We start from the raw sequence: 24848 nt of genomic DNA, 5'->3' as shown, positions 1-24848 counted from the left end.
CCGGATCCGGCAAGCCCGAACTACAGCGGGTCGGAGATTTCGGGCATGGTGTCGGAAATTTCGGGTCTGTCGCGATGGGATGCGGCGATCAGCAGCACTACCACGCCGGCGAGCACCGTATGTGCGGCCCACAGTGCGAGCCACGGCAGCAGGAAGCCCTCATCGGTGAACTGGCCACGATCGCCCACACAATACAGCGTGAAATTTGTTCCGGTGCCTTCGGAGTCGACGAAGGTGTCCGATACGACCATCGGTTCGGGGTACGGCTCGGCGCAGAACAACGGTGCGGTCAGCTTCGCCTCTCCGGGCCAGATCGCAATCGGCAGTACGCATCCGACAAGGGCGGTGCATGCGGCGGTCGCGGCGAGGACCATCGTCAGTTTCCGGAGACTCATGCCCGCTGCACCCGAATGAACGCTCCGGCGCTGTCGAACTGGGCGACCGCTGCGGCACGCGGCGAGGTGACGTTGACCGTGATCAGAATGTCGCGGCCGAATCGATTCGCCAAAATCGTTGATACATAGCCTTGTTCGAGCCCGCTGCGCGCGAGTGCGGTATCGACGACATCCTCGATCCGCGACAAGCCGGTCACCTCGCTGACCGCGAACGCCTCCCCGTCCAGATCGTCGGAGGCCGACACCTGCACCGGCGTGGGTTTGCTCAGCGCCCCCTGACCGAACGTGTAGTCGTCGAGCTGCTCGGACTGCTGCGGCACCCGAATACGCAAGTGCGCCATCGCCTGCGGGCCCGCGAGGTTGTGTTTCCCGCTGAGGAATCGGGTGAGCTGGGGCGGCTGATCGGGCACGACGATCCGCAACTGCGACGAGTTCGGCGCGGTCAACAGGATGACGCTGGTCTGAAAGTCCGCCACCCCCAAGCGCTCCCGCAAGGCCTCGATCGCCGCGGCCGGCAGTGCGGTCACCAACCCGCCGCCCCGTTCGTGTACCAGGTTCTCGAAGTCGCCGCGATCGACTGCACCGATGCATCCCGTGGCAGTCAGCGCTACCACGCAGGCTCCCAGCATCGACGTACGCCATCTCCGGGTCTGCGTCATGGGGTGCATGCTAACGGGCATCGGTGTCGGAAGGCCGAAGTCCGTGCAGGCGATGCGCGTTGGCAGTGATGGCATCGTGGAGTGCCTGTTCTGGAGCGGTCGGGTGGGTGCGGCGATGCATGAGGACGAATTCGAGGTCGCCGAGGGCAGGCAGGTGGGGCGCGTCGAGTTCGACGAGGCCGTCGGGCAGCAGGCTTGCGGCGTGGACGACGTAGCCGAGGCCGGCGAGCGCTGCGGCACGCAGGCCGAGTTGGCTGTCGCTGATACAGGTGGTGCGCCAGACTCGGCCCGCGCGATCGAGTGCCTGTAATGCGATCCGTCTGGTGAGACTGGGCGGCGGGTACGTCACGAAGGGGATCGGATCGTCCGTAACGGCAGTGCCGGGCGGGCCTGCCCACACCAGGCGGTCGCGCCAGATCAGCTCGCCGTGCTGTTCGCCGGGGAGTCGCTTGCCGAACACCAGGTCCAGCTCGCCGGATTCCATGCGAGTTTTCAGGGTCTCGCTCAATCCGACGGTCAGTTCGAGGTCGATGCCGGGATGGGTGCGCCGGAATTCCAGTAGCACCTCGGGCAGGTCGCTGGCCACCAGGTCGTCGGAGGCGCCGAAGCGCAGCACACCGGTGAGCGTCGAGTGGGAGAAGAACTGCTCGGCTCGAGCGTTCGCCTCGAGGATGGCTCGGGCGAAACCAACCATTGCTGCACCATCGGCGGTGAGTGCAAGGTTGCGGGTATCGCGACGCAGCAGTGCGCGTCCGGTCGCCTTCTCGAGTCTGGCGATGTGACCGCTGACCGTGGACTGGCGCAGGCCGAGGACCTTGCCCGCTGCGGTGAAGCCGCCCGCGCGTTCGACGGCAAGGAACGTGCGGAGGAGTTCAGGATCGAACACAGCCCAATTTATCATGTAATCGGTTTACAGATATTCGATTGAGCGCCTTTCGTGATGAACCGTCCCGGTCGTAGCGTCATCGTCATGAAGTACCTCAACAAGGTCTATATCGACGGCTTCATGCTGGGGATCGTGGCGTGCGCGGGCCTGGCCAGTGTCTGCCCCGCGCAGGGGGCGATGGCGGAAGCAGTCGACCGGGGTACGAAGATCGCGATCGCACTGTTGTTCCTGCTCTACGGTGCACGACTGGAGCCGCGGGAAGCGATCGCCGGGTTGCGGCATTGGCGTTTGCACGCCGCAGTTCTCGGGATGACGTTTCTGGTGTTTCCGCTCATCGGACTGGGGTTGCGGGTGCTGGTGCCCGCGGTGCTGACCGACAATCTGTATGTCGGCGTGCTGTTCCTGTGCCTGGTGCCTTCCACCGTGCAGTCCTCGATCGCGTTCACCGTGATCGCCCGCGGCAATGTCGCGGGCGCTGTGGTGAGCGCTTCGCTGTCGAATCTGGTGGGTGTGTTCGCGACGCCGCTGCTGGTGGTTCTGTTGCTGAACACCACGGGTAAAGCCGAGGTGAAGCCGTCGACGGTCCTGGTCATCATGGTGCAGCTGTTGCTGCCGTTCCTGCTCGGTCAATTGCTGCGGCCCCGCCTGGGTTGGCTGTTGCGCCGGCCGATGCCGCTGAAGGTGGTCGATCGGGGCTCGGTGTTCCTTGTCGTGTACGCCGCGTTCAGTGCCGGTATGGCCGAACACATCTGGAGTGGCGTGTCGCCGGGCCGGGTATTCGCGACGGCCGCCGTGTGCGCCGGGCTGCTCATGGCGGTGCTGGGTATCACCGCGGGAGTCGGCAAAGCGGTCGGCTTCTCGATGCCAGACCGAATCGTGCTGGTCTTCTGCGGATCGAAGAAGAGCCTCGCCACCGGGCTGCCGATGGCGTCGGTGCTGTTCGCGGGACAACCGGTCGGCCTGATCGTGTTGCCGCTCATGATTTTTCATCAGATTCAACTCATCACCTGCGCTGTGCTGGCACAGCGCTATGCCCGCAAGTTGCCCGCGGAGGCCGTGATGTGGACACCGTCGAGCCCGACCAGCGGGCAGTCGAGGCCGGCAGCATCAACCGTTGCCGGGCCATCGGAACCCGCGCGGCCGCGCTCGGCGGCGCGGCTGTCGCGGCCGCGCGGGTGAGTCAGTTCAGCCAGTCGCCGATGCCACCGACTTTGGTGATGGTCACGCGGATGAGGTCACCGTCACCGGCTGCCGGATCGGAGAGGAAGTCGGAGTCGGGTCCGATGTAGAACTTGGCGAGCCGGTTCAGCAGCTCACGGCCACCGGGCCCGGTCACCACGGCATTGCCCTCGACGACCACGTATTCGGCGAGACCGTAGTCGTCGATCCGGCCGGACTGATAGGACACCGCGACGCGGGGATCGCGTTGCAGGTTGCGGACATAGCGTTTGTCCAGGCCCATCGACCCGATGGTGAGTGCGTCGGCCTCGGCGTGGGTCCACACGCAGCGGACGTGCGGTGAGCCGTCGGCGTTGGTCGTGACCAGATGGGCGAGCAAACCGCCGTTGATCGCATCCATAGCCTTGGCAGGCAACGTAGTTGGCATGCCCGAGGTTAACCCGTCGGCACGGCCGAGGCGGCACGATCGCTCGTGCCAACGTCGCGGCGGCTCGTGCCGCGGAGCCATGGGCGCGATGGATATGAGCCGGACTACGAATCGGACGTGGACGTACTCGGGTGATGGTGCAGAAACTTCGGCACCACCATGCGCCACGCGTCGATAACGAGTTCGCGCATCTCCTGCTCGTCGATGGCGGCCATCCAGCAGTCGACCCAGTTATAGCGCTGATCCGACACCCGCGGCATCCGGAACTTCTCCGGTTCGGCCGCGATGAGGGCGGCGCGTTCCTGCTTGGGAAAGGCGAAGCCCATGACCGACTCGTCGCGGGAGAAAGCGAGATACACGATCCGACCGACGCGGAACTTGATGCGGTCCGCTACGACCGCCTCGTAGGAGCGAGGGAGGGTGAGTGCAAGTCCGCGCACGTCCTCGACGGTGACCATGCGCCGATCGTGCCACTGGGCACCGACAACTTTCATTTCGCATTCCTCCAGGGCTGCCCGGCGGTATCGTCCGTGACCTGAGGCTATGTCTCTGCTCGGAACCGCCGTCACCGTCGAGGAGGTCGCGATGCCGCGACGCATTTCAGGCCGCGTCCTGTGGCGCCACCTGCTTCGTGGATTGATCCTGTGCGGAGCGTGCTTCGGCGGATCGGCGCGGTGCTACGCGGAGTGGGCTCGCGACAATCCCGTCGACGCACAGCCTGCCGCGCGGTGGGATTGGTCGGTTCCCCACGAGTGGTACGACATGGCGCATCGTCGCTGACGCACCGGCATCCGTCATCTGCGCAATGTATCAGCGAGATTCGGCCGCGGTCACGGCCGAGAACGACGCGGCCCGGCGTTGACATGAATCGAAGTTGAGGTTGGACACTGGAGGGATGATCCAACCTGCCGAATTCTGGAATTCCGTCTATGACAGCGGTGCCGCGCCGTGGGTGATCGGAGAGCCTCAGCCCGCGATCGTCGACGTGATCGCACAGGGCCTGGTGCGCGGCGCGGTGCTCGACGTCGGGTGTGGAGCCGGAGAGCACACCATTCATCTGGCCCGACTCGGCTACGACGTGCTCGGGGTGGATCTGTCGCCGAGCGCGATCGCCTACGCCAGGGCCAATGCGGAGGCACACCGCGTCTCCGCGCGTTTCGCGGTTGCCGATGCACTGGATCTCGGCCGAGAACCCCTGTACGACACCATCATCGACAGTGCGCTGTTCCATGTCTTCGCGCACGACAACGGCGACCCGACCGACTACGTCCGCAGTCTGCACCGGGTGTGCAAACCCGGTGGGCTGGTCCATGTCCTCGCCCTCTCGACCGCCGAACCGGGTTTCGGTCCGCGCATCGGCCGCGAGGCCATTGCGGACGCGTTCGGTGACGGCTGGGTGCTCGAGGAATTGCAGCCCGTTCGCTACCGTGGCCGTGTCACCGAGGTGGTTACCGAGGCCGAGCAACTCGGACTCACCTCGGGCAGCGTGGTCGACGAAGCGGCCTGGTTGGCCAGGGTGCGTCGCGCCGAGAGGTAGCAGCGAAAGGCGAGCTCGCCTGATTGTGTTGTTACGCCGACACATTCGGAGGACGAGTGGGATTGTGGGCGGCCATGCTTTGCCGCCTATGATCTCCGTTACTGATCTCCGCGTGTCCCAATGTGATTCCTGGGAATAGGCGCGAACTCCCAAGTCGAAGAACAAGACTTAATTGATGAAGGCGATGCGAACTGGGCACTTTGTGTTTGTTTTTCCAGGAATACGAAGCGCATCGATAATTCGCGCCCAATTTGTGTACTCACTGATGTCGATGACGTGCGACCAGAACTCACTGAGCGGATTCATCCCAGAGGAGGGTGCTGCGGTGGCGCTTGCATGCGTGACGGAATCATACACGCAATGCGTTGATGCTGTGGTCGACGAATTCTCGCTGCAGATTCGCGACGAGCGACTCTTTGGTGGGGGTAACCACCTTCTGGTCACGACGCAGGTCGATACGGGGAAGCATAAACCTCGCCTTCAGGTCGAGTTCGGATCCAGTACCAGTGATCTGCTGCGGGATACGACCACCTATGCGTACCAACTCCACCAGCAGAAACTGCTGGTCACCGGATGGTGCCCCGTGTCGACATGTCGCCGCGCTGCACTGTCGATCGTGGCCCGTCGAACACCGAATCTCTGTCCTGTCGCGCGGCGGTGTGGCGCTGAACAAGATCAGACGCCCGGTCACGCAGTCGTTTCCGTGTCTGGATCGGCGAGATTTTTCGGTCATTTCGGTGCGGAGGTGAACTTCTCGCACATCGCATTTCATTTTTATCGTGTAACACGTGAACATTGGTGGCACGATCCACTAGTAGGCGAGATTCGGGGCTCGGTCCGGACAGGTCGTACGCCCCACACATCGCGAGGGATGCAAAACCCCTCGGAACGTCATCCGGACAGTGACGTCGGGATGTAAGACGCGTGCAGCGAGAGATTCGAATGCAGCGATTTGCGGGAGCGTTCTTGCACCCGATGCTCGGTGGCAAGGAATAGCTCGAGCGAGGACCACATGCGGCACCGACCGGCGGATGTAGACACCGATCCCATGACGACACGGGATATGGAGGCCGGGCCGTTTCCGCTCTCGGCGGCACAGCGTGGCATCTGGTTCGCACAGCAGGTCGCCGGTTCCGTGCCGATCTCCATGGCTCAGTACATCGAGATCATCGGCGACATCGACCTCGATGCAATGATCGCTGCGAGTTGCCGGGCCGGACGTGAGTTCGGCACCGGCTACCTGCGTTTGATCGAGATCGATGGCACCCCGTACCAGACGGTGGACCCGACGATGGAGACCGAGCCGGCGATCATTGATCTGCGCGCGAAACCGGATCCGATGCGCGCGGCCCGAGAATGGATGCGCGCGGACTACACCGCGCCGCTGGATCTCCTGCGCGACCGCCTGGTGAAGGGCGCCGGCCTGCGCATCGGTGACGACACCTGGCTGTGGTACTGCCGGATCCACCACATCGCGCTGGACGGCTACGCGGCCGCAACGATGGTCGGCCGGGTCGCCGAGCTCTACACCGCTGCAGTCAACGGAACGCCGGAGCCGCTGTCGCGGGCGCAGTGCCTGACCGACATCGTCGCTGCTGATGCCGCCTACCGCGATTCCGAGCGCTTTCACGCCGATGGTGCATATTGGGCCCAGCGGCTGGACCGGGCACCGGCCGCGGTGAGCCTGTCCGGCGCGGTGGCGGTGGCGGATGCGCATCCACTGCTGGTGAGCGCCACCCTGCCGGAGGAAACCGCCGAGCTGCTCGAATCGGTCGCTCGTGCGGCAAACTCGAGCCCGGCGCCGGTTCTGGTCGCCGCGTTCGCGGCGTACCTATCCAGAGTCACCAGCGGCACCAGGGACAGCGAGACCGACGATGTGTTGCTGAGCCTGCCCGTTTCGGCGCGCACCACCGCCGCACTGCGTCACTCCGGCGGCATGGTGGCCAATGTGGTGCCGCTGCGCATCGCCATCGACGAAGAGATCACGGTCGGCGCAGCTATCCGTGCCACTCAGCACGAGCTCACCGGCGCGCTACGCAGGCAACGCTATCGCCAGGAAGACATCTTCCGAGACCTCGGCTACGCCAGCGATCAAGTCGCGAGCTTCGGCCCGTCGGTCAACATCATGGCGCTCGATACCAGAGTGGTCCTCGGCGAAGCCGTCGGTCGGCTGCGGGTGCTCACCTCGGGGATCATCGACGACCTGTTCGTCAATCTGTATCCGGGCATCGGCGGCGAGAGCACCAATATCGACTTCCAAGCCAACCCGAATCTCTACACCGAGGCGGAGCTGGCGCGCCACCATCGGCGGTTCGTCGGTTACCTGCACCGGTTCCTCGCGGCGGGGCCGCAGCGACCGGTGTCGTCGGTAGAACTGCTCGACCCCGGCGAGTACGCCGAGCTGACGCCGGTGCGGGGAGCGGATCCGGTTGCGCCGCAGTCATTCCCGGAGCTACTCGCACTGGGTGTGCGCCGTAATCCGCACGGTGCTGCGGTTGTCTCGGACGAAACACAGCTGACCTACACCGAGCTCGATGCGCAATCGACCCGGCTGGCCCGGCTGCTCATCGCGCGCGGTGCGGGCCCGGAGCGCGCGGTCGCCATCGTGATCGGACGGTCCGTGCAGTCGGTCCTCGCGGTATGGGCCGTGGCGAAAACCGGCGCGGCCTTCGTCCCGATCGACCCGATGCTGCCGGCAGATCGGATTGCCCACATGCTTGCCGATTGCGGCGCGGTCATCGGATTGACCGTCACCGAGTCGCAGGCAGGGCTACCCGTCGGCATCGACTGGCTCGTCTTGGACGACGCGCGCGTCGAAACGCTGTGCGCGCGGCAGGTTGCGGCCCCGATCACCGACACCGACCGCCGCGCCCCGATCCGCCTCGACAACACCGTGTACGTGATCTACACCTCCGGATCGACCGGGCTGCCCAAGGGCGTGGCCGTATCTCATCGTGGACTGGCGACGTTGGTCGCCGAATCGGGCCGTGCGCTGGACATCGATGCGACATCCCGGCTCGGGCACGCGGATTCGCCCAGCTTCGACTCCGCTATCGAGGAGCTGCTGGTGGCCTTCGCCTGGGGCGTCACCTCGGTGATCGTGCCGCCACATACCTACGCCGGACCGGAGTTCGCCGCAGTGCTGCGCAGCAACACAGTCACCCAGTTGTCGATCGCACCGGCCGTGCTCGCCTCCATCGACCCCGACGAGGTGCCCACGCTGCGTGCGGTGGTCGTAGGCGGGGACACGTGCCCGGTCGACCTGGTGTCGCGGTGGGCATCCCGGGCTCACCTGGTGAACAGTTACGGGCCCACCGAGGCCACCGTTGCCGCGACCATGTCCGACCGCCTGCGGCCGGACGCGCCGATCACGATCGGCGGGCTGATGCCAGGGATGACAGCCGTCATTCTCGACCGCAGGCTACGTCCGGTCCCAGTGGGCGCTGCCGGTGAGCTGTACCTGACCGGCCCCGGCCTGGCCCGCGGCTACCTCGGTCGATTCGCCCTCACCGCATCGCGTTTCGTGGCCGGACCGTTCGCCGTGCCCGGCACCAGGATGTACCGCACCGGTGACATGGTGCGGTGGGCCGACCACGGACTCGGGCTCGAGCTGGAATTCCTCGGCCGTAGCGACCTGCAGGTGCAGATTCGCGGCCTGCGCATCGAGCCCGGCGAGGTGGACAGCTGCCTGGAGCGGCACGCCGAGGTGGCCATGGCGGTCACTGTCCCCGCCACCACACCGGCCGGCGGCACCGTGCTCGTCTCCTATGTGGCGCCCAAGCCGGATACCGCGCCGGACCCGGTCGAGCTGAAGATCTTCGTCGCCGATTTCCTGCCGGAGTACATGGTGCCCTCGGCCGTGGTGCTGCTCGCCGCGCTGCCGCTGACCACCGCGGGCAAGGTGGATCGCGCCGCACTGCCCGCTCCGGATTTCGATGCGCGCGAACAGGTCTCGCGCCCGCCGGCGACACCACGCGAACACCTGCTCGCCAGATTGTTCGCGGAGGTCCTGCGCCTTGACGAGGTGGGAGCAGAGCAGAGTTTCTTCGCGCTCGGCGGCGACAGCATCGTCTCGGTACAGCTGGTCGCGCGGGCGAATGCGGCCGGTCTGGTGTTCACCGCGCGGGATGTGTTCGAGCGCAAGACCGTTGCCGGCCTGGCCGCCGTCGCCACCGAGGTGGCCGGTGCGGCACCGATACTGGAGGAGCTGCCCGGCGGCGGCATCGGCGTGATAACGCCGATGCCGATCGCCGAGGAGGTGCTGGCGCACGGCAGCTTCGACCGTTTCGCCCAAGCGGTGCTTGTCGAACTCCCACCGGGCATCGACCGGGCCACCCTGACCGCCACCTTGCAGGCGGTCATCGACCACCACGACATGCTCCGGTCCCGGCTGGACCGGACCGGCGAAACATGGACGATGGTCACTCGGCCGGCCGGCACGGTGCGCGCCGAATCCGTGTTGCGGCACAGCTGCATCGACGCCGTCGTCGATCGGGCCGCGTACGACCGCGGGCCCGCCGCCGCACTGGACGGGGTAGCCGTGCGCGAAGTGCCTACCAGTCGAGAAGTGCTTCCGAGCCTCGGCATTTCGCGTCGATCGGGTGAGGACAGCGGCGAGCACGCCACCCAGGACACTGCTGCCGGAGACGACAGCTGGGCCGCGCATGAGTTGCAGATCGCCGCCGACGAGCTGGATCCGGCCTCGGGCGAAATGTTGCGGGTCGTGTGGCTGGAACGCGGTGGGGATCGGCCTGATTCGTTGTGGCTGGTGCTGCACCACCTGGTGGTCGACGGGGTTTCGTGGCGGATCATCCTGCCGGACCTGGCACACGCGTGGGCCCAGCTGATCGCAGGGCAGCGGCCCACGCTGGAACCGGTCGGCACCTCGCTGCGCCGCTGGGCACGGGCGCTGGCCGACGAAGCGGTACATCGGGCCCGGGTCGCCGAACTGCCGTTCTGGCAGAAGATACTCGACCTGCCGAACGCCGATCTCGATGTGCGGCAGCTGGATTCGGTACGCGACACCGCGGCAACAATGGGTCGTATCGACATCCGGGTGCCCGCGGACATCACGGCGGCCGTGCTCGGCACTGCTGTGGAGCGCTTCCACGGTGGCGCCAACGACGTGCTGTTGACCGCGCTCGCGTTGGCGGTGTCCCGCTGGCGAGCCGAACGTGGCGCAGTGAAGACCGCACGCACGCTGGTTGCGCTGGAAGGCCACGGCCGCGAGGGGGATGCCACCCACAACGCGGCATCCCGCGGCGGCGCAGGCTCTGCGCCAGGGACGAGTGCCGACCCGAGGGATGCCGCCGCGAGTCCGGCCGTCGCACAGGGGGATACACCTGCGCCGAGGGCCGATCTCGCCCGCACCGTCGGCTGGTTCACCACGGTGTTCCCCGTCGGCCTCGACCTCAGCGGGATCGACATCGACGATGCCTTCGCCGGTGGCTCGCATGCCGGCCGGGCGATCAAGCAAATCAAGGAGCAGTTGCGTGCAGTGCCGGACAACGGCATCGGCTACGGCTTACTGCGCCACCTCAACCCCGTGACGGCGACCGTGCTGGCCGACCGGCCCGCACCGCAGATCGGGTTCAACTATCTCGGCCGCGTCCCAACCCAGGGGCTGTCGGGACCGTGGCTGCCCCGTCCGGCGACATCCGGCTCCGGCGCACCGTTCGCGGTCACCCAGGACGATGCGATGCCATTGCCCGCAATGGTCGATGTCAACGCCCTGTCCGACGGCGACGAGATTGCTGCCACCTGGACCTTCGCCGCCGAGATCCTCCACATAGACGAGGTCGAGGCGCTGGCGTACCTGTGGGTCGAGGCCCTCGGCGCGCTGGCCCGTCATGGCGAAAAGGCCGAGGCGGGCGGACACACCCCGTCCGACTTCCCGCTCGCCGCCACCACGCAGCGGGATATCGATGGCTGGGAGCGGCATTACCCGGCGTTGGTCGACGTGTGGCCGCTTTCGCCACTGCAGTTCGGACTGTACTTCCATGCGTGTTTCGACAACGGCGTCGACGACTACGTGATGCAGCCCGTGCTGTCGCTGGCGGGAACCGTCGACGATGATCGGCTGCGTCGCGCCGCGGCCGCGTTGCTGGCCCGCCACGACAGTCTGCGGACGGCGTTCGTGGCCACCGACGGCGGGCCTCGGCAGCTCGTCGTCGGGTCGGCCGAGATCGACTGGCGCACCACCGACCTGGCGTGGCTACCGGAGGACGCGGCACACGCCGAATACGAACGACTGGTCGCCGAGGACGCGACAATGCGCTTCGATCTGGCGCATCCGCCGCTGCTGCGACTGCACTTGATCCGGCTCGGCGCCGAGACCTATCGGTTGTTGTTGACCAACCACCACATCCTGCTGGACGGCTGGTCGACGCCGCTACTGGTGCGGGAGCTGCTGACCCTCTACGCGACCGATGGCGATACCCGCGGACTGCCTGCCGCGCCGTCCTACCGGGATTTCCTGGCCTGGCTCGCGGCACAGGACGCGGAGGCGACCAGAAACGCGTGGGCACACGCCCTAGCAGGGATCGATGCACCGACCTTGGCGGCTGCGGCGGGCCCTCCCGCAGCGGCGCCCGGGCAGGTGTCGCGCGAGATCGACATCCGAACCGTGGCAGGGCTGCAGGAGCTTTCCCGCACCCTCGGCGTCACCGTGAACACCACGGTGCAGGCCGCATGGGCGCTGATCCTACGCGCGCGCACCGGCCGCGAGGATGTCGTCTTCGGCACCACCGTCTCCGGTCGCCCACCGCAGCTTGCCGACGTGGAATCGACCATCGGCCTGTTCATCAATACGGTTCCGGTCCGGGTGCGGCTGGACCCCGGCCTGACCATCGCCGAACTGTTGCGTCGCATCCAATCCGAGCAGGCCGCGTTGCTCGACCATCATCACGCCGGCTTGGTCGACATCCACAATGTCGTCGGGAATCGCGAATTGTTCGACACTGCAACCGTATTCGAGTCCTATCCGCTCGATCGGCAGGCGCTGGCCGAGATGCCCGACATTGCCGGCATGCGGGTGCTCGACGTCACCGCCACCGACAGCACGCCCTATCCGCTGTGTCTGCAAGTACTGCCGCGCCGCACGCACCACGCCGACGGCAAGCGGACCGAAACGCTACAGGTGACGTTGAAGTACCGCAGCGGCGTCATGGATACACCAGAGGCAGTCGGGTTGCTCGACCATTTCGAGGCGCTGCTGGCACATCTCGTCACTGCCACCGAGACAAAGCTGGCCGCCCTCCACCCGGCGGCGACGGTGGCGGTGGTGTCAGGACCGCCCGCGCCGGAGCCGCAGACGCTGCCCGCGATCCTCGACACGGTCGCTACCGGCTCACCCGAGGCGATCGCGCTGTCGTGCAACGGCATCCACCTGACCTACCGCGAACTGGACCTGCGCTCGAATCAGCTGGCTCGGTTGTTGCTGGAGCACGGCGCCGGCCCCGACAGCCGGGTGCTGCTCGCCCTGGCCCGCTCGGTCGAATCGGTAGTGTCGGTGTGGGCCGTCGCCAAGACGGGTGCCGCGTTCGTCCCGCTCGATCCCGGCCATCCGGCCGACCGGATCGCCTACGTGGTCGCCGATGCCGGGGCCGAGCTCGGCCTCACCACCACCGGCTGTCGTGCGAACCTGCCGGACGCGGTGGATTGGCTGCAACTCGATGATCCCGCCACCGTGGCAGCCTCGGTGACCCGCTCGACCGCGCCGATCACCGACAGCGAGCGCGGCGGCGGAATACATCCGGATCAGGCCGCATATCTGATCTATACCTCCGGTTCCACCGGCACGCCGAAGGCGGTGCAGATCGGGCACCGTGGCATCGCGGGTGTCGTTGCCGCGCAACAGGAATCGCTGCTTGTCGATTCCGCCGCGAGCGTGCTGCACGTGGCGTCGCCGAGTTTCGACGCTTCGATGTTCGAGCTGCTGATGGCACACGGATCCGGTGGGCGGATGGTGGTGGCGCGCCCGGATGTGTATGCCGATGCGGCACTGGAAGATCTGTTGCGCGACGAAAACGTCAGCCACATGGTGATCACCCCATCGGTGCTGGCCACATTGGAGCCGACCAACCTACCCGACCTACAGGTGCTCGCTGTCGCGGGCGAGGCATGCGGTCCGGAACTCGTGGCCGAGTGGGCGACCGGCCGGCGCATGCTGAACCTTTACGGCCCGAGCGAATTCACGATCTGGGCAACCGGAAGCGAGCAACTGGCCGCAGACGAGCCGGTCACCATCGGCGCCCCGATCTGCGGCGCGACCGCGCTGGTACTGGATTCCTGGCTGCAGCCGGTGCCCGCGGGCACGGTCGGCGAACTGTGGCTGGCCGGTGCTGCGTTGGCGCTCGGCTACCTGGACCGGTACGGCCTGACCGCCACGCGGTTCGTCGCGAATCCGTTCGACAAGGCGGGCGGGCGGATGTATCGCACCGGGGACCTGGTGCGCTGGAGCGCGGATGCCCGCACGCTGGAATATGTGGGCCGCACCGACTTCCAGGTGAAGATCCGCGGCCTGCGGGTCGAGCTCGGCGAGATCGACAGCGCACTCACCGGGCTGCCGGACATCGAGTTCGCGATCACCACCGGGCAGGAAGGCCCGGCGGGCGCCACCGTGCTGGTCTCCTACGTGCTGCCCAGAGACGGGGTGCGGCTGGATATCGACGGGGTGCGCGGCCGGATCGCCTCGGCACTGCCCGCCTCTATGGTGCCCGCCGTCATCGTCCCGCTGGACAGCATTCCGATGACACCGGTCGGCAAACTCGACCGGGTCGCCCTGCCAGCACCAGACCTGCGTGCCGGGCTGCGCCGCGCCTACCGGGCGCCGCGGAGCGACCGCGAGCGGACCATCATCGATGTATTCGAGAAGGTGCTCGACATCGAAGGCATCGGCATCGACGATTCCTTCTTCGATCTGGGCGGCAATTCGCTGCTGGCCACGAAGGCGGTCAGCAGGCTCGAAACGGCCCTCTGCGAGGTTGCGCAGCATGCTGATGCGGCGCCCGACGAGCTCGGTGAAACGGAAGACACGGGCACAGCACCGAATAATGCTGTGGTGCAACACAGCTCGTTGAGACTGCGCGATCTGTTCGAGGCGCCCAACGCGGTCGGACTGGCGGCCAGGGCGGTCGCCAACGGTCCGGTCCGACCGCGGCTGCGGGCCTACGACCGGAACGGTCCGGTCCCACTGTCGCTTGCCCAGCAACGGATGTGGTTGCTCAATCGGCTCGACACCAGCTCCGGGGACTACAACATGCCGGTGGCCATCCAGCTGTCCGGTGTGCTCGACGTGCATGCCATGCAAGCCGCAGTCGGGGATCTGATCGCCCGGCACGAAGTGCTGCGCACGATCTATCCGGAGTCCGCGGCCGGCCCGGTGCAGGTCGTTCTCGATGCCGAGGAAACAGTCCCCGAGCTCGTCGTCGAAGACATTGCGGAAAACGCTGTAGTGCAGCGCATCCGGGAAATCGCGGCGAGGCCGTTCGATGTGACGGCCGAGGTGCCGGTGCGCGGTGCGGTGCTGCGAGTCACGGGCAGGCACACCGCGTCGGCCGATGATGACCGCCGCAGTCGCATCGCAGGAAACGGTGATGCACACAACAGCGGCGCCGCATCCGAGCACGTGCTCGTGCTGGTGCTGCACCACATCGCCGGTGACGGATGGTCGTTCACTCCGTTGGCACGCGACGTGATGACCGCTTACTCGGCGCGTGTCGCAGGTGCGGCCCCGGAATGGACGCCGCTGCCGGTGCAGTACGGCGACTTTGCCCTGTGGCAGCGGGAGCTGCTCGGCGGCGAAGACGATCCGGAATCGGAAGCAGCCCAGCAGGTCCGCTACTGGCGCGATGAGCTGGCCGGGCTGCCCGATCACCTGCCGCTGCCCACCGACCGGCCGCGGCCTCGGGTGCTCGGCCACACCGGCGGACGCGTTCCCTTCGCGCTGGACACCGCCACACACGCGGCACTCACGGAACTGGCGCGCACCCATAATGTTTCGCTGTTCATGCTGCTGCACGCCGCGTTCACGGTGCTACTGGCCCGACTGTCGGGCACAAGCGATATCGCGGTCGGTACCCCGGTTGCCGGACGTGGCGCGGCGGAATTGGACGACCTGATCGGCATGTTCGTCAACACGGTGGTGTTCCGGGCCGACATCGACGCGGAGGAGAGCTTCGCCGACCTGCTCGGTCGGATCAGGGAACGGGACCTGCGGATGCTTGCCAACACAGATGTGCCGTTCGAGCGGCTCGTCGAGGTACTCAACCCGCGCCGGTCCATCGCCTGGCATCCGCTGTACCAGGTGGGGTTCTCCTTCGAGAACCTGGCCCCGGCCAGATTCACACTGCCCGGCCTCGAGCTGGCCGCGATCGACATCGACACCGGCGTCTCACAATTCGACCTGCACCTGCACATCGGCGAGGACATCGGCGAGGCGGGCGCACCGAACGGCATCAACGGCCATTTCGTCTACGCGACGGATCTCTTCGATGCGACGACGGTGAAGGGCTTCGGCGCGGCGCTCGTTCGGATACTCCGCACCGTGCTGGCCGACCCGTCGACCGCGGTCGGTGCGATCACCCAGTTCGACAACCCGGAAATGCTTGTGGCGCTGGACGCGCGCAACCGGGCCGACGAGCGTTCGATGCCGAGGTGGCCGACCCGCGCCGAGTTCCGTCCAGCGGTCACCAAAACCGAGCGAGCGGTGGCCGCCGCCTACGGGGAGGTGCTGGAGCTGTCTGCCCACCGCATCGGCAGCAACGACGACTTCTTCGCCCTCGGTGGCAATTCGCTCAACGCGGTGCGGACAGCCCGGCTGCTCGGGGAGGCCTTGCACACCGAGGTCGCGGCGCTGGCGGTGTTCGCCGATCCGACCGTCGCCGGCTTGGCCGAATGCATCGACAAGGGCGCGGTGGGAGCGAAGGAACCGGCCGCAGCGCTGCGAGCGGCCCTGGAGGTGGTGCTGCCGATCCGAGCCAGAGCCGAAAGCGTCGACCTGCCACCGCTGTTCTGTGTGGCACCCGCCTCGGGCGTGGCCTGGTGCTACGCCGGGCTCGGCGCGTATGTCGACCCGCGCCGCCCGATCTACGGGCTGCAGTCGCCGAAATTGGCGGCCGGACCCGGCGACTGCGGTCCGGCGACCATCGGCCAGTACGCCAACCGCTATGTGCGCGAGATCCACAAGATCGCTCCGCGCGGCCCCTACGAGCTACTGGGCTGGTCCTTCGGCGGCTTCGTCGCGCACGAGATCGCAGCACGGCTGCGGTGCGCCGGTGAGCATGTGCAGCTGGTCCTGCTCGACACCGATCCGGCGGCGCGACACCTCGAGCCACCGGATCAGCTCACCCCCGGTCGATTCGTGCACCAGTTCGGTCCGATGCTCGGCGTGCACGTCGAATCGACCGAACTGAGTGCCGCAGCGGCCGCCACGGTGCTGCGGCACACCCTGGCGGGCACACTCGACGTCACCGGCGCCGACCTGGAGCGGTGGACCGCCTCCTACAACGCGTCGGTGCGCATGGTCGAGGGCCACCATCCGCGGCGATACGACGGCAATCTGGTCTTCTTCGCCGCGGCACGGGACCACGAGGGCGCCGTGAAGGCGGACCCGATCGCGGCGTCACGGCGCTGGCGCAGGCATGTCGCGGGAACCATCGCCACCTACCCGCTCGACGTCACGCACGACGAGATGACCGCGCCCGAGGTGCTTTCCGAGATCGGTCGAGTATTCGAGGAGCATGCGCAAGGAATCGGGTCCGACTTCGTGCGACGTGCAGTGGGTGCGTTGTCCGGCGGACGGTGATCCGCAGAACGCCGCCTACGGTGCCGCAACCCAACCCCAGCACCGCTCGCTCTGCCCGACCTCTCGGACTGAAAGTGCCTCACCGGGGATTGCCGCGCCTCTTGCAGATGATCGACTGTCCGAGTACTCCGGATACCAGGAGGTGTTCGATGCCGCCCTTTGCATCCGATCCTTCGACGCGGACCGACGAGGTCACCGTGCCGTCGGAGTCTGTCCGGCTCACCGGGCTACTCGCCGTGCCGCAGAACTCCACCGCTCTGATCGTCTTCGCGCACGGGAGCGGTAGCGGTCGACACAGTCCGAGGAATAGATTTGTCGCCGATGTGCTGAACCGTGCGGGACTCACGACGATGCTGGTCGACCTGCTGACCTCGGACGAGGAGGGAGATCGTGCCTGCGTTTTCGATATCGAGATGCTCGCCCATCGTCTCGTCGACGTCACCCGTTGGCTGCGCACGCGGTCGGCACTGAGCGGCCTGCCCACCGGATATTTCGGGGCGAGCACCGGAGCCGGTGCTGCGCTCTGGGCGGCCACCGAACCCGGCACCGAGATTGCGGCCGTCGTCTCTCGTGGCGGCCGCCCCGACCTGGCCGGTCCGCGGCTGGCGCTGGTCCGCACACCGACGCTGCTTATCGTCGGTGGTGACGACAAGCGCGTGCTGGAGCTCAATCGGGAGGCCCGGCTGCGGATGCCGTGTCCGAGCGAGATCGACGTTGTCCCCCACGCGACGCACCTGTTCGAGGAGCCCGGCGCACTCGAGCAGGTGGCGGATCTGGCCCTCGACTGGTTCGGCCGCCATCTCAGCGTTGCGAAGCCTTGAACACCATCGCTCCACGGCATGAGTTGCCGAAAGCGTTCACCTCCAATGAGACTCACGCGTGGTGGCGCAGGTCGTCATGCGGAACCGGGCCGAGCGGCACCTACGTTCATGTCGGTGCACACCCACAGTTCCGTCTACCCTTCCACGACATAACCGGCAGGCACACAAGCACGATGGGGGTTCTCCATGCAGCGTTCCAACTGGCCGCTTCTTGACGGCCGCACCCGGTCGCTCGAGATGAAGGAGTGGGGCGACCTGGCCGTCATGGACCCCGACGCCGGCAAGCAGCCGCGCGGCCGCGGGTTCCTGGCGGCCGAGAAGAACTGGCTGCACATCGACGCCGGAAGCGCCCTGGAGAACCCCATGGTCACCCTCTACGCCGGAGATGACCCGGGAGCAGAGAGCGGGTGGGACGAGGTCGAAGAGATCACCGTGATCTCCACGACCGGCTTCCTTGCCCTGTGCGACAGCGGATACGCGCCTCTGCGCAAAGAGAACCTCGCCACCGCAGGAGTCGGCCCCTACCTGATCCGCGTCCATGCCAGTGACCGGTCGTCGGGCGGAAAGAAGCCCCGCTTCCTCATCCACGTCATCCCCGGCGAGCGTACGGCGGCCGAGCCCGAGCCGGCCTCCGCCACGATGGAGGAGGGCGCAGGTCCGCTCCTGGTGCGGACGTCCTTCGAGCAGCCGGATGAGTGGGCGCGCTTGCTCCAGGCCCTCGAAGGAGGCTCGGAGCACTACGAGTCGATCACCGTCATCGACAACCGCGCCTACGCGGGCTTCACGGCGGATCAGATCCAGGCGCGGATCGGGCGCGATGACGAGGACCAGCCCGACAGTTCCGTCGTCCTCATCGCCGACGAGCGGGCACTGGCCTCCGCAGAGTTCCCGTTGCTGGCCGTGAACAACGTGCCCGACGATGACGACGATCCGTTCAGGATCACCCTCGCAGCGGCCGGTTCCTTCATTGTCAACATGGAGCTGGCGAACACGAGCTTTGGTGAGTGGGGCTGTGGTCTCGACGCCGACGGCGTCTGCCGGGAAGAGCACTACTGATAGCGCTGGGCGAGCGCGGCGCGGCGGTGCCCGGGTTCAACTCCACAGCGTCACATGCACTTTCGGGCGGAACCGCGTCACGCCCACGCCGGACCCGCGGATCATCGCCTGCATGCATCGCGGGGTCGTGATGAACCGCAGCAGTTCCGACACCGCGGGCTGGCGGGTGTCGGGCGGCAGGGTAGTCGCGCACCACTCATCGGATACCTGAAGGCCGGGTCCCTTGATGTGGCTCAGCCGACCAGCCGCGAGGTCGGAGGAAACGGCGAAGCCGATCGTCAGGGTGATGCCGCCGACACGGCGGACCTCTTCGAGGGCAGCAGCGTCACTCTGGAAGATCCGCTGGTGTGATTCGGGAATGCCCAACTCGCGCAGCATCATCGCGATGTGCCCGTCGACACTTCCGGCCCCAGGGCCCAGCATCCACTGCTGCTCCCGCAGCAGCGCCGGATGCGGTGCGACGTCCGCAAGTGGGCTGTCCGGGCGCGCGACCGAAATGATCTGATACTTCAGGAACGGTCGGGCGGTGATGGTCGTGTCGGTGCCGTCCTGCCCCGGCCCCAGCGCGATGTCCACCGCACGGGACTCGATCAGGCTGCGGAACTGGCTGGTGGGATGCACACTGAGCTCGACCGACAGATCCTTCGCGCGCGCCGCGAACAGGTCGATGAGGCCGGGCGCGGCATGTTCGGCGAACGCGCTCGATGCCGCGATGCGGAGCAGCCGTCGGCCGTGCGCCGCTTCGCTCACCTCGATGGCGGTCTGGCGCTGCAGTCCAAGAATCTCGATCGCCCGGCTGGCCAGGCGGAGCCCGCCGGGGGTGAAAGCCAGACCCGCCGCCGTGCGGGTGAACAGCGGGTCGTCGAGCTCCTTGCGCAGCTGGGCGATGTGCATCGAGACACCGGCGTCCGTCATCCCCAGCTCTCTGGCCGCCGCATGGACGGAGCCGAGCCGCACCACGGTCGAGTAGGCCCGAAGCTGGGCGGGCGTCACAATCCGAGTCTAGTTTGGAGGTGGACGCAGCGCCGAGAGCCACACAGCGTCTGGAGGACGCATTATGCAGGACGTGCTCACGGATCTGATGACAACATGGAACGCCGGGGGCACGGCTGGGGTCGCGACGGTCGTGCGGACCCTCCGTTCGTCGCCGCGACCGCCTGGTGCGGCCATGGTCGTTGCCCCGGACGGGACGGTCGGCGGTTCGGTCTCCGGTGGCTGCGTCGAGGGCGCGGTCTACGAACTCGCCACCGATGTCGTCCGGACCGGTCGTCCGGTACTGCAGCGGTACGGCCTTTCCGACGAGGACGCCTTCGCCGTTGGTCTCACCTGCGGCGGCATTATCGACATCTTCGTCGAAGCGATCTCGCGGGAGACGTTTCCGGAACTCGGCGAGGTCGCCGCGGACATCGCCGACCAGCGGCCGGTCGCGATCGCGACTGTCATCGAGCACCCCGACGCCGCCCGGGTAGGGCGACGGCTGCTGATCCGGCCGAGCAATGCCCACGGCACGCTGGGGTCGGCGCGCGCCGACGATGCGGTGATCGATGATGCAGGCGGGCTGCTCGCGGCGGGCCGCAGCGAGGTGCTGTCCTACGGTCCGGACGGGCAGCGTCGTGGCGAGGGCATGGGTGTCTTCGTCGCCAGTTATGCCCGACAGCCGCGGATGCTGGTGTTCGGGGCGATCGATTTCGCCGCCGCCGTCGCCCAGCAGGGATCGTTCCTCGGCTACCGGGTGACGGTGTGCGACGCGCGGCCGGTCTTCGCCACCTCCGCCCGGTTCCCGACCGCCGACGAGGTCGTCGTCGACTGGCCGCACCGCTACCTTGCCGCGCAGATCGCGGCCGGCACCATCGACTCGCAGACCGTCGTCTGCGTGCTGACCCACGATCCCAAGTTCGACGTTCCGCTGCTCGAGGTGGCACTGCGCGCGCCGCGGATCGGCTATGTCGGCGCCATGGGGTCGCGACGCACGCACGACGAGCGGCTGTCCCGACTGCAACAGGCGGGCCTCACCGACGAGCAACTCGCCCGACTTGCCAGCCCCATCGGGCTGGATCTGGGCGGCCGGACACCGGAAGAGACGGCGGTGTCCATCGCGGCCGAGATCATCGCGCGACGCTGGGGCGGACACGGCCGCTCACTGGCTCAAACCGGCGGCCGGATTCACCACACACCGGTCGCGAACAGCGAATTAAGTGATTCCTTAAATCGGTCTTGACGACTGAATGGGCGGGGCAGAGGCTTGGCATATTCCCGCCGATGTGAGGTCGATCACATGCAAGTTCCTGGGCCATTCGAATACGAGCGCGCAACGGGCGTGGATCACGCCATCGGACTACTGGACCGGCTGGGGGAGGAGGCGCGCATCGTCGCGGGCGGGCACAGTCTGCTGCCGATGATGAAGCTGCGTCTGGCGAATCCGGAATATCTCATCGACATCAACGACCTGGCTGCCGAACTGGGTTACACCGTCACCGATCCGACCCTGGTGCGAATCGGTGCGATGGTCCGGCATCGGCATGTGCTCGAGTCCGACGATCTCGCCACGGTGTGCCCGATCTTCCGTGATGCCGAGCGCGTGATCGCCGATCCGGTCGTGCGCAACCGCGGCACGATCGGTGGTTCGCTGTGCCAGGCCGATCCCGCCGAAGATCTCTGCACGGTCTGCACGGTCCTCGGTGCCACCTGTCTGGTGCGCGGACCGTCCGGCGACCGGGAGATAGCGATGGACGACTTCCTGGTCGGTCCGTACGAAACCGCCATGTCGCACAACGAACTTCTGATCGAGATCCGAATTCCCGTGCGGCATCGGACATCGAGTGCCTACGCGAAAGTGGAGCGTCGGGTCGGCGACTGGGCGATCGCGGCGGCCGGCGCGACGGTGACACTGCAAGGCGGGACGATCGCGGCCGCGCGGATCGGTCTGACGGCGGTCAACCCCGACCCAGCGGCGCTCGCCTCCGCGGTGGACGTGCTCCTCGGTGAGCCGCCTACCGAGGAGGTCTTCTCGGAGGCGGGCCGCCGGGCGAGCGCAGCGTGCTCACCTGGCTCCGATGCGCGCGGCAGCGCGGACTACAAACGCCATCTCGCGTCCGAACTGACGATTCGCGTGCTGCGCACCGCGGTTGAGCGTGTTCTGAATCATCCTGCGCTGGAAGGGAATTAGCCATGCAGGTAACCATGACCGTCAACGGTGAGCCGGTGACCGCGGAGGTCGAGCCACGTACCCTGCTCGTACATTTCCTGCGCGACCAGTTGCGGCTCACCGGAACCCACTGGGGCTGTGACACCAGCAACTGCGGCACCTGTGTGGTGGAGGTCGACGGGGAACCGGTGAAGTCGTGCACGATGCTGGCCGTCATGGCCGGCGGTCGTGCGGTGCGCACCGTCGAGGGGCTCGAGGTGGACGGCCAACTCGATCCCGTGCAGGAGGGCTTCATGCAGTGTCACGGGTTGCAGTGCGGATTCTGCACGCCCGGAATGATGATCACTGCCCGCGCCCTGCTCGACCGCAACCCGAATCCCGACGAGCAGACCATCCGGGAGGCGATCTCGGGCCAGATCTGCCGCTGCACCGGATATACCACCATCGTGCGGTCGATCCAGTGGGCCGCGGCGAAGCAACGAGGCGAAGCAGCGGAGCCCGAACCCGTTGCGGCGCCGGCGCCGGTAGGGAGCGCGTCATGACCGCCGTCGAGTCCCGGCCCGAAGATCGTGTCGACAACGATCACAAGCCGTGCGGTCACGGCAGGATGCTCCGCAAGGAGGATCCGCGGTTCATTCGCGGACGCGGCAATTACGTCGACGACGTGTCGCTGCCCGGCATGTTGCATTTGGCGATCCTGCGTTCCCCGTTCGCGCACGCGCGGATCGTGAGCGTCGATGTCTCCGCGGCACAGGCACATCCGAAGGTCAAGGCAGTTGTCACCGGTGCGGATCTGGCGGTGAAGGGACTGGCCTGGATGCCGACGCTCTCCAACGATGTGCAGGCGGTCCTGGCGACGGATAAGGTCCGATTCCAGGGCCAGGAGGTGGCCTTCGTCGTCGCCGAGGATCGCTACTCCGCGCGTGACGCGTTGGAGCTCATCAACGTCGAGTACGAGATGCTCGATCCGGTGATCGACGCCCGGACTGCACTGGCGCCCGAGATGCCGGTGATCCGCGACGATCTCGAGGGCAAGAAGGACAACCACTGCTTCGACTGGGAGACCGGCGACGCCGCCGCGACCGAGGCGGTATTCGCGCGCGCCGACGTCGTCGTCGAACAGGAGATCGTCTATCCGCGAGTGCATCCCGCCCCGATGGAGACCTGCGGGGCCGTCGCGGATCTCGATCCCGTGACGGGGAAGCTCACGTTGTGGTCGACGAGCCAGGCGCCGCATGCCCACCGCACGCTCTATGCGTTGGTGGCCGGATTGCCCGAGCACAAGATCCGGGTGATCTCACCCGATATCGGGGGCGGGTTCGGCAACAAGGTGCCCATCTATCCGGGATACGTCTGCGCCATCGTCGGGTCGCTGTTGCTGGGCAAACCGGTGAAGTGGATGGAGGATCGCAGCGAAAACCTCACCAGCACCGGGTTCGCCCGCGACTACATCATGGTCGGCGAGATCGCCGCCACCGCCGAGGGCAAGATCCTGGCCATCCGGTCGACCGTGCTCGCCGATCACGGCGCCTTCAACGGCCAGGCCGCGCCGTTGAAGTATCCGGCCGGCTTCTTCGGCGTCTTCACCGGTAGCTACGACATCGAGGCGGCCTACTGCAAGATGACCGCGGTCTACACCAACAAGGCCCCTGGCGGCGTCGCCTACGCGTGCTCGTTCCGGATCACCGAGGCCGTCTACTTCGTCGAGCGGATGGTGGATTGCCTCGCCTACGAACTGAAGATGGATCCGGCCGAGCTGCGGCTGCGGAATCTCCTTCGCCCCGACCAGTTCCCGTACCGCAGCAAGACAGGCTGGGTCTACGACTCCGGCGACTACGAGAAGACCATGCGCCTGGCGATGGAGATGATCGGCTACGACGCCTTGCGAAAGGAGCAGCAGGACAAGCGCGCCCGCGGCGAGTTGATGGGCATCGGGATGTCCTTCTTCACCGAGGCCGTCGGCGCGGGTCCGCGCAAAGATATGGACATCCTCGGACTCGGGATGGCCGACGGGTGCGAGCTGCGCATCCACCCGACCGGCAAAGCCGTTGTGCGCATATCGGTTCAGACCCAGGGACAGGGGCACGAGACGACCTTCGCCCAGATCGTTGCCGAAGAACTCGGCATCCCGCCGGACGATATCGACGTGGTGCACGGCGATACCGATCAGACTCCGTTCGGCCTGGGCACCTACGGCAGCCGGTCGACACCGGTCTCGGGCGCCGCTGCCGCACTGGTGGCGCGGAAAGTGCGCGACAAGGCGCGGATCATCGCATCCGGCATGCTCGAGGTCTCCGTCGCCGACCTCGAGTGGGAGAAGGGATCGTTCCATGTCAAGGGTGATCCGTCCGCGGCCGTGACGATCCAGCAGATCGCGATGCGAGCACACGGCGCCGGTGATCTGCCCGAGGGTATCGAGGGCGGACTCGACGCGCAGATCTGTTACAACCCGGAGAATCTCACCTACCCCTATGGTGCGTACTTCTGCGTCGTCGACATCGACCCGGGGACGGCCGTGGTAAAGGTCCGGCGCTTCCTCGCCGTCGACGACTGCGGCACCCGGATCAATCCGATGATCATCGAGGGTCAGGTGCACGGCGGCATCGCCGACGGCATCGGCATGGCGCTGATGGAGATCATCGCCTTCGACGAGGACGGCAATTGCCTCGGCGGATCCCTGATGGACTACCTCATCCCGACGGCGCTAGAGGTTCCGCATTTCGAGACCGGGTACACGGTCACCCCTTCGCCGCACCACCCGATCGGCGCGAAAGGCATCGGCGAATCGGCCACGGTCGGATCACCGCCAGCGGTGGTCAATGCGGTGGTGGATGCGCTGGCGCCGTTCGGAGTTCGGCACGCCGACATGCCGCTGACACCGTCGCGGGTGTGGGAAGCGATGCAGGGGCGGGCCACACCGCCTATCTGAGTGAGTGC

General features: G+C 66.9%; 15 protein-coding genes and 1 pseudogene. 10 read left to right on the top strand and 6 right to left on the bottom strand.

All coding sequences use genetic code 11. From position 1 onward, the window contains the following. Nucleotides 1–20 precede the first annotated feature (20 nt). The 3 genes from OHA42_RS24460 to OHA42_RS24450 are packed head-to-tail and all read right to left on the bottom strand — an operon-like array spanning nt 21 to nt 1955. Nucleotides 21–395, bottom strand: coding sequence for a hypothetical protein (locus tag OHA42_RS24460; protein WP_406230189.1), 375 nt, complete (start codon nt 393–395; stop codon nt 21–23). Further along, nucleotides 392–1054 (bottom strand): hypothetical protein, encoded by a 663-nt coding sequence (locus OHA42_RS24455; RefSeq protein ID WP_406230188.1) that lies wholly within the window; start codon nt 1052–1054, stop codon nt 392–394. The genes OHA42_RS24460 and OHA42_RS24455 overlap by 4 nt, the downstream gene beginning before the upstream one ends. A gap of 10 nt (nt 1055–1064) precedes the next feature. Beyond that, complete coding sequence (locus OHA42_RS24450) at nt 1065–1955, bottom strand: LysR family transcriptional regulator (RefSeq protein ID WP_406230187.1); 891 nt, start codon at nt 1953–1955, stop codon at nt 1065–1067. 69 nt (nt 1956–2024) lie between these two features. Here OHA42_RS24450 and OHA42_RS24445 point away from each other — a divergent pair, with 69 nt between their 5' ends. Continuing rightward, nucleotides 2025–3119, top strand: a complete 1095-nt coding sequence (locus OHA42_RS24445; RefSeq protein ID WP_406230186.1) for a bile acid:sodium symporter family protein — start codon at nt 2025–2027, stop codon at nt 3117–3119. Nucleotide 3120: 1 nt separating this feature from the next. Here OHA42_RS24445 and OHA42_RS24440 read toward each other — a convergent pair whose 3' ends face one another. Both OHA42_RS24440 and OHA42_RS24435 read right to left on the bottom strand, forming a co-directional pair. After that, entirely contained in the window at nt 3121–3546 is a 426-nt protein-coding gene (locus tag OHA42_RS24440; protein ID WP_406230185.1) for a pyridoxamine 5'-phosphate oxidase family protein, read from the bottom strand. A gap of 104 nt (nt 3547–3650) precedes the next feature. Further along, nucleotides 3651–4004, bottom strand: a complete 354-nt coding sequence (locus OHA42_RS24435) for an MmcQ/YjbR family DNA-binding protein (protein WP_406239579.1) — start codon at nt 4002–4004, stop codon at nt 3651–3653. 85 nt (nt 4005–4089) lie between these two features. On the opposite strand from OHA42_RS24435, the gene OHA42_RS24430 reads away from it, so the two are divergent. The 5 genes and pseudogenes from OHA42_RS24430 (at nt 4090) to OHA42_RS24410 (ending at nt 18766) form a co-directional block, all read left to right on the top strand. Further along, a complete protein-coding gene (locus OHA42_RS24430; protein ID WP_406230184.1) occupies nt 4090–4326 on the top strand; it encodes a hypothetical protein in 237 nt (78 codons plus the stop codon). A gap of 115 nt (nt 4327–4441) precedes the next feature. Then, nucleotides 4442–5083: a class I SAM-dependent methyltransferase gene (locus OHA42_RS24425; protein ID WP_406230183.1), complete on the top strand. Its 642-nt coding sequence runs from the start codon at nt 4442–4444 to the stop codon at nt 5081–5083. A 1048-nt stretch (nt 5084–6131) separates the two neighbouring features. Then, nucleotides 6132–16889, top strand: coding sequence for an amino acid adenylation domain-containing protein (locus OHA42_RS24420; protein ID WP_406230182.1), 10758 nt, complete (start codon nt 6132–6134; stop codon nt 16887–16889). A gap of 164 nt (nt 16890–17053) precedes the next feature. Then, nucleotides 17054–17710 (top strand): annotated as a pseudogene (locus tag OHA42_RS24415) (dienelactone hydrolase family protein); the annotation flags it as partial. A gap of 186 nt (nt 17711–17896) precedes the next feature. Continuing rightward, entirely contained in the window at nt 17897–18766 is an 870-nt protein-coding gene (locus tag OHA42_RS24410) for a DUF6924 domain-containing protein (protein ID WP_406230181.1), read from the top strand. A gap of 36 nt (nt 18767–18802) precedes the next feature. Here the strand turns inward: OHA42_RS24410 and OHA42_RS24405 are convergent, their stop codons facing one another. Then, nucleotides 18803–19759 carry a LysR family transcriptional regulator gene (locus OHA42_RS24405; RefSeq protein ID WP_406230180.1) on the bottom strand — a complete coding sequence of 319 codons (957 nt, stop codon included), beginning with the start codon at nt 19757–19759 and terminating at the stop codon, nt 18803–18805. A gap of 64 nt (nt 19760–19823) precedes the next feature. On the opposite strand from OHA42_RS24405, the gene OHA42_RS24400 reads away from it, so the two are divergent. The 4 genes from OHA42_RS24400 to OHA42_RS24385 are packed head-to-tail and all read left to right on the top strand — an operon-like array spanning nt 19824 to nt 24840. Next, a complete protein-coding gene (locus tag OHA42_RS24400; protein WP_406230179.1) occupies nt 19824–20984 on the top strand; it encodes an XdhC family protein in 1161 nt (386 codons plus the stop codon). Between the two features lie 57 nt (nt 20985–21041). Next, complete coding sequence (locus OHA42_RS24395; RefSeq protein ID WP_406230178.1) at nt 21042–21932, top strand: FAD binding domain-containing protein; 891 nt, start codon at nt 21042–21044, stop codon at nt 21930–21932. A 2-nt stretch (nt 21933–21934) separates the two neighbouring features. After that, the gene (locus tag OHA42_RS24390; protein WP_406230177.1) at nt 21935–22453 is read left to right on the top strand and encodes a (2Fe-2S)-binding protein; all 519 of its coding nucleotides are present in this window, start codon (nt 21935–21937) and stop codon (nt 22451–22453) included. Continuing rightward, entirely contained in the window at nt 22450–24840 is a 2391-nt protein-coding gene (locus OHA42_RS24385; RefSeq protein WP_406230176.1) for an aerobic carbon-monoxide dehydrogenase large subunit, read from the top strand. Before OHA42_RS24390 ends, OHA42_RS24385 begins: the two co-directional genes overlap by 4 nt. The last annotated feature ends 8 nt before the right edge of the window (nt 24841–24848 follow it).

Origin of the sequence: Nocardia sp. NBC_01009, from assembly GCF_045208035.1 — a bacterium.
GTDB lineage: Bacteria > Actinomycetota > Actinomycetes > Mycobacteriales > Mycobacteriaceae > Nocardia.
This window is presented reverse-complemented; position numbering and strand designations above follow the sequence as displayed.

Bases quoted from the DNA above. Each gene is read 5' to 3' on its own strand.
- OHA42_RS24460 (WP_406230189.1), bottom strand. From the start codon at position 395: ATGAGTCTCCGGAAACTGACGATGGTCCTCGCCGCGACCGCCGCATGC.
- OHA42_RS24455 (WP_406230188.1), bottom strand. From the start codon at position 1,054: ATGACGCAGACCCGGAGATGGCGTACGTCGATGCTGGGAGCCTGCGTG.
- OHA42_RS24450 (WP_406230187.1), bottom strand. From the start codon at position 1,955: ATGATAAATTGGGCTGTGTTCGATCCTGAACTCCTCCGCACGTTCCTT.
- OHA42_RS24445 (WP_406230186.1), top strand. From the start codon at position 2,025: ATGAAGTACCTCAACAAGGTCTATATCGACGGCTTCATGCTGGGGATC.
- OHA42_RS24440 (WP_406230185.1), bottom strand. From the start codon at position 3,546: ATGCCAACTACGTTGCCTGCCAAGGCTATGGATGCGATCAACGGCGGT.
- OHA42_RS24435 (WP_406239579.1), bottom strand. From the start codon at position 4,004: ATGGTCACCGTCGAGGACGTGCGCGGACTTGCACTCACCCTCCCTCGC.
- OHA42_RS24430 (WP_406230184.1), top strand. From the start codon at position 4,090: ATGTCTCTGCTCGGAACCGCCGTCACCGTCGAGGAGGTCGCGATGCCG.
- OHA42_RS24425 (WP_406230183.1), top strand. From the start codon at position 4,442: ATGATCCAACCTGCCGAATTCTGGAATTCCGTCTATGACAGCGGTGCC.
- OHA42_RS24420 (WP_406230182.1), top strand. From the start codon at position 6,132: ATGACGACACGGGATATGGAGGCCGGGCCGTTTCCGCTCTCGGCGGCA.
- OHA42_RS24410 (WP_406230181.1), top strand. From the start codon at position 17,897: ATGCAGCGTTCCAACTGGCCGCTTCTTGACGGCCGCACCCGGTCGCTC.
- OHA42_RS24400 (WP_406230179.1), top strand. From the start codon at position 19,824: ATGCAGGACGTGCTCACGGATCTGATGACAACATGGAACGCCGGGGGC.
- OHA42_RS24395 (WP_406230178.1), top strand. From the start codon at position 21,042: ATGCAAGTTCCTGGGCCATTCGAATACGAGCGCGCAACGGGCGTGGAT.
- OHA42_RS24390 (WP_406230177.1), top strand. From the start codon at position 21,935: ATGCAGGTAACCATGACCGTCAACGGTGAGCCGGTGACCGCGGAGGTC.
- OHA42_RS24385 (WP_406230176.1), top strand. From the start codon at position 22,450: ATGACCGCCGTCGAGTCCCGGCCCGAAGATCGTGTCGACAACGATCAC.